Origin of the sequence: Hyphomonas sp. UBA3601 (genome assembly GCF_002375605.1) — a bacterium.
GTDB lineage: Bacteria > Pseudomonadota > Alphaproteobacteria > Caulobacterales > Hyphomonadaceae > Hyphomonas.
In genome coordinates this window covers 29751-34088 of sequence record NZ_DFME01000046.1, presented here as the reverse complement: position 1 = coordinate 34088, position 4338 = coordinate 29751, and the positions used below count along the sequence as shown (strand labels likewise).

Here is a 4338-nt window from a genome sequence, read left to right as displayed (position 1 = left end):
CTGTTCGATGCGATCCGGAAGGAACGTACCCGTCAGCAGCAGCAGATCGAGCTGATTGCGTCAGAGAATATTGTTTCCAAAGCCGTGCTGGAGGCTCAGGGAACGGTGCTGACGAACAAGTATGCTGAAGGCTATCCAGGCAAGCGATATTACGGTGGCTGCGAGTTTGTGGACATTGCGGAAGAGTTGGCGATTGAGCGGGCCAAGAAGCTGTTCAATTGCGGATTCGCCAATGTGCAGCCGAATTCCGGCAGCCAGGCTAATCAGGGTGTGTTCAATGCGGTGCTGAAGCCGGGCGATACGATCCTCGGCATGAGCCTGGACGCAGGTGGTCACCTGACCCACGGTGCCAAGCCAAACCAGTCCGGCAAATGGTTTAATGCCGTTCAGTATGGTGTGAGTCGGGAAGATGATCGAATTGACTTCGTGGAAGTGGAGCGCCTTGCCAAGGCGCACCGCCCGCAGCTGATCATCGCGGGTGGCTCTGCCTATCCTCGTGAAATTGACTTCAAACGATTCCGCGAAATCGCTGATGAGGTTGGGGCGTTGTTCCTCGTGGACATGGCGCATTTTGCGGGTCTCGTTGCCGGCGGCGCGCATCCGAACCCACTGGACCATGCGCATATCGCGACGACAACAACGCACAAGACATTGCGTGGCCCGCGTGGCGGCATGATCCTCACCAATGACGAAGCGCTCGCGAAAAAGATCAACTCAGCCATCTTCCCCGGCATTCAGGGTGGACCGCTGATGCATGTCATCGCGGCCAAGGCGGTAGCCTTCGGAGAGGCACTTCAGCCAGAATTCAGGAATTATGCGGCTCAAGTTGTTGCAAATGCGCGCGCTATGGCTGCGGCTTGCAAATCCAGCGGGCTGGACGTTGTCTCTGGCGGTACGGATACGCACGTCGCATTGATCGATTTGCGACCGAAGAATGTGACCGGTCGCGACGCTGAGCATGCGCTCGAGCGTGCCTTCATCACCTGTAACAAGAACGGCGTACCCTTCGACCCGCAAAAGCCGATGATCACCAGCGGTATTCGTGTGGGCTCGCCAGCCGGAACGACTCGCGGTTTCGGCGAGGATGAGTTCACGCAGATCGGTAACTGGATTGGCGAGATTGTCGACGCGGTTGCGTCCGGCGAAAGCACATCAGCAGAAGACAAGGTGCGCGAAGAGGTGAAAGCCCTGACGGCGCAGTTCCCGATCTATAATGGATTGGGAGGCTGATAGACCTTGCGATGTCCGTTCTGCGGTTCCGAGAATACATCGGTGAAGGACAGCCGCTCGGCTGAAGACAACACGGCTGTCCGTCGCAGGCGTGTATGTGAGGCGTGTGGTGCGCGGTTCACGACGTTTGAACGTGTTCAGTTGCGCGAGATCATGGTGGTGAAGCGGGATGGCAAACGCGTGCCGTTTGACCGGGACCGTCTGACGCGCTCGATCACCATCGCCTTGCGGAAACGCCCCGTGGATCGGGAACAGATCGACCAAATGGTGTCCGGTATTGCGCGCAAGCTGGAAAGCGGTGGCGAAACCGAGGTGACGTCCAATGAAGTGGGCGAATTTGCCATGGAGGCGCTGCGGCAAGTCGATCCGGTCGGTTATGTGCGGTTCGCAAGTGTCTACAAGGATTTCAGGGATCCGAACGATTTCGCTCAATTCATTGAGCAGACATCGCTGGAAGAAGAGAGCGATCCTGAATGAGCGGGGTGAAAGTCACCCTTAAGATCGCTACATCGCTGGATGCCCGCATAGCTTTGTCCGATGGGACGAGCCAGTGGATCACGACCAGTGAGTCACGCGCACGGGCACATGAAATGCGCGCCGCGCATGATGCGGTTCTGGTTGGAGTGGGCACGGTACTCGCCGATGATCCGTTGCTGACCGCCCGAACAGTTCCACTCCCCAAGATCCAACCCATCCGGATCGTCGCAGATTCTCAAGGTCGCACACCGCGCAGTTCCAGACTGGTCCAGTCTGTTTCATCCGGACGCGTTGTTGTCGCAACCAATGGCCAGCCGCAGGATATCCTCGCAGCGAGCGGCGTAGATATCTGGCGCTGCGGGAAAGGCATTCGCGTGGACGTGAATGACCTCCTTCATCGCGCTGAGATCGAAGGAATTGCATCTCTCCTGATAGAAGGGGGCGGCACGCTGGCGGCCAGCTTCATTCGGGAAGGGCTTGTGGACGAAATTGCCTGGTTTCGCGCCCCCATCCTGATCGGAGGAGACGGCCTGCCAGCGCTCGCCGCCCTGGGACTCTCCAATCTGGGCGAAGCGTCACGTTGGCGCGCTATCGCTACGGAACGGATTGGGGTTGATGTCCTGGACACCTATGTAAGGGTCTGAATAAGAAACTAAGGGCAGGAAAATGTTTACAGGCCTCGTTACCGATGTCGGGACCGTCCGATCCGTGGAGGACCGCAATGGGCTTCGCCGGTTTGAGGTCGAAAGCCGCTACAAGCTGGAAGATATCACCCTGGGCGCGTCCATCATGCATTCGGGCGTATGCCTGACGGTCGTGGATATGGGGCAGGGCGAGCGCGGCGCGTGGTTCGCCGCCGAAGCCGTGCCGGAAACACTTTCCAAGACGATTCTAGGTGACTGGACGGTTGGATCTCACGTCAATCTGGAACAGAGCCTGAAACTCGGCGACGAGTTGGGCGGCCATTTCGTGTTTGGCCATGTTGATGGCGTCGGTCAGGTAGTTTCCGTCGAACCGGAAGGTGAAAGCTATCGTTTGACCATACGGCCACCTGAACAGATCGCGCGCTACTTCGCGACCAAGGGGTCCGCGGCGGTAAATGGTGTGTCTCTGACCGTGGCTGAAGCCCTGCCGAATGGTGATTTCGAGTTGGCGATCATTCCCCACACTTGGGAGGTGACTACACTCAACCAGTTGCAGCCCGGTTCCAGCGTCAATCTTGAGATCGACATGCTGGCACGCTACGTGGCGCGGATGATCGGCGCGGATGCGCCGAAGGGATAAGGGCAGATATGAGCAGCGAATTTCATCAAGCAATCTCCTCGATTGACGAGATCATCGAAGATGCCCGCAATGGCCGGATGTATATCCTGGTCGACGCAGAGGACCGGGAGAATGAGGGCGACCTGATCATTCCGGCCAATTTTGCCACGCCGGAACATGTGAACTTTATGGCGCGTCACGGCCGGGGCCTGATCTGCCTGGCGATGGGTCAGGAGCGCGCGCATACGCTGAATCTCGACATGATGACCCGGAACAATCGGGAAAGCATGGGAACGGCCTTCACGGTCTCGATCGAAGCGAAAGACGGCGTCACGACGGGTATTTCGGCCCATGATCGTGCCCGGACAATTGCCGTCGCCATCGACCCGACCAAGGATCATGAGGACATCGTATCACCCGGACACGTCTTCCCGCTGATTGCGCGCGAAGGCGGCACACTCGTCCGCGCCGGGCATACAGAGGCGGCCGTCGACATTTCCCGCATGGCCGGCCTCTATCCGGCCGGTGTGATCTGCGAAATCATGAATGAAGACGGCACCATGTCCCGTCTTCCGGAACTGATCGCCTTCGCCCAGTTGCACAATCTCAAAATCGGCACGATTGCCGACCTCATCGCCTGGCGCCGAAAGAATGACCGGTTCATGGAGCGCCGCGTCGAAGCGCCGCTCGATTCCGGTTACGGGGAAGGGTTCCGGACGGTCTGTTTCCGTAACGCGCTCGACAATTCGGAACATATCGCCATCGTTCACGGGGATATCACGCCGGACAGCACAACGCTGGTACGGGTACACCGGATGGACATCCTGTCGGACGTGCTGGGAGAAAACGGCCCAAGACACGGCCTGGTTGAGCGCGCGATGCGCGTGATTGCTGACGCTGAAGAACCGGGCGTGGTCGTGTTCGTGAACACGATGCGGCCGAACATCATTGCCGAACGGCTCGGCCTGAAGCCCTCAGTGGCCCCCGATCCGACCGCGCCCATTCGTGAATACGGTGTCGGTGCTCAAATTCTGCGGGATTTGGGCGTACGTCGCATGATCTACCTGTCCGGAACGCAGCCCACCCGCTTGGCAGGCCTTGACGGCTACGGCCTGACGATAGAGGGGTGGCGCAATCTTCATGAGGAGAACAACTGATGGCAGACCGCGTTCTTGTCGCCATTTCGAAATACTACAAGCACATCTCCGATGAGCTGGAAGCTGGCGCGCTGGAAGCTCTTGAAGCTGCTGGCGCGACTGTGACGGTCATGGAAGTGCCGGGCGCGTTCGAGCTGCCGGGCCTGATTGCCATGGCGGCCGACAGTGGCCGGTTTGACGGCGCTGTGGCACTGGGCTGCGTGATCCGGGG

6 protein-coding genes are annotated in these 4338 nt (G+C 58.9%); all 6 read left to right on the top strand.

What is annotated here, in order from left to right; genetic code table 11:
• On the top strand, positions 1-1230 hold a 1230-nt coding region (gene glyA, locus B4F73_RS05315), incomplete at its 5' end, for a serine hydroxymethyltransferase (RefSeq protein WP_290482668.1).
• 6 nt (positions 1231-1236) lie between these two features.
• Entirely contained in the window at positions 1237-1707 is a 471-nt protein-coding gene (gene nrdR, locus B4F73_RS05310) for a transcriptional regulator NrdR (protein WP_206990407.1), read from the top strand.
• Complete coding sequence (locus B4F73_RS05305; RefSeq protein ID WP_290482667.1) at positions 1704-2351, top strand: RibD family protein; 648 nt, start codon at positions 1704-1706, stop codon at positions 2349-2351. Before nrdR ends, B4F73_RS05305 begins: the two co-directional genes overlap by 4 nt.
• A gap of 22 nt (positions 2352-2373) precedes the next feature.
• Entirely contained in the window at positions 2374-2991 is a 618-nt protein-coding gene (locus B4F73_RS05300; RefSeq protein WP_290478858.1) for a riboflavin synthase, read from the top strand.
• Positions 2992-2999: 8 nt separating this feature from the next.
• Positions 3000-4127 carry a 3,4-dihydroxy-2-butanone-4-phosphate synthase gene (gene ribB, locus B4F73_RS05295; RefSeq protein WP_290482666.1) on the top strand — a complete coding sequence of 376 codons (1128 nt, stop codon included), beginning with the start codon at positions 3000-3002 and terminating at the stop codon, positions 4125-4127.
• On the top strand, positions 4127-4338 hold a 212-nt coding region (locus B4F73_RS05290; protein WP_290482665.1), incomplete at its 3' end, for a 6,7-dimethyl-8-ribityllumazine synthase. The genes ribB and B4F73_RS05290, both read left to right, overlap by 1 nt.

Coding starts and splice junctions, on each gene's coding strand:
- B4F73_RS05305 (WP_290482667.1), top strand. CDS start 1,704: ATGAGCGGGGTGAAAGTCACCCTTAAGATCGCTACATCGCTGGATGCC.
- B4F73_RS05300 (WP_290478858.1), top strand. CDS start 2,374: ATGTTTACAGGCCTCGTTACCGATGTCGGGACCGTCCGATCCGTGGAG.
- ribB (WP_290482666.1), top strand. CDS start 3,000: ATGAGCAGCGAATTTCATCAAGCAATCTCCTCGATTGACGAGATCATC.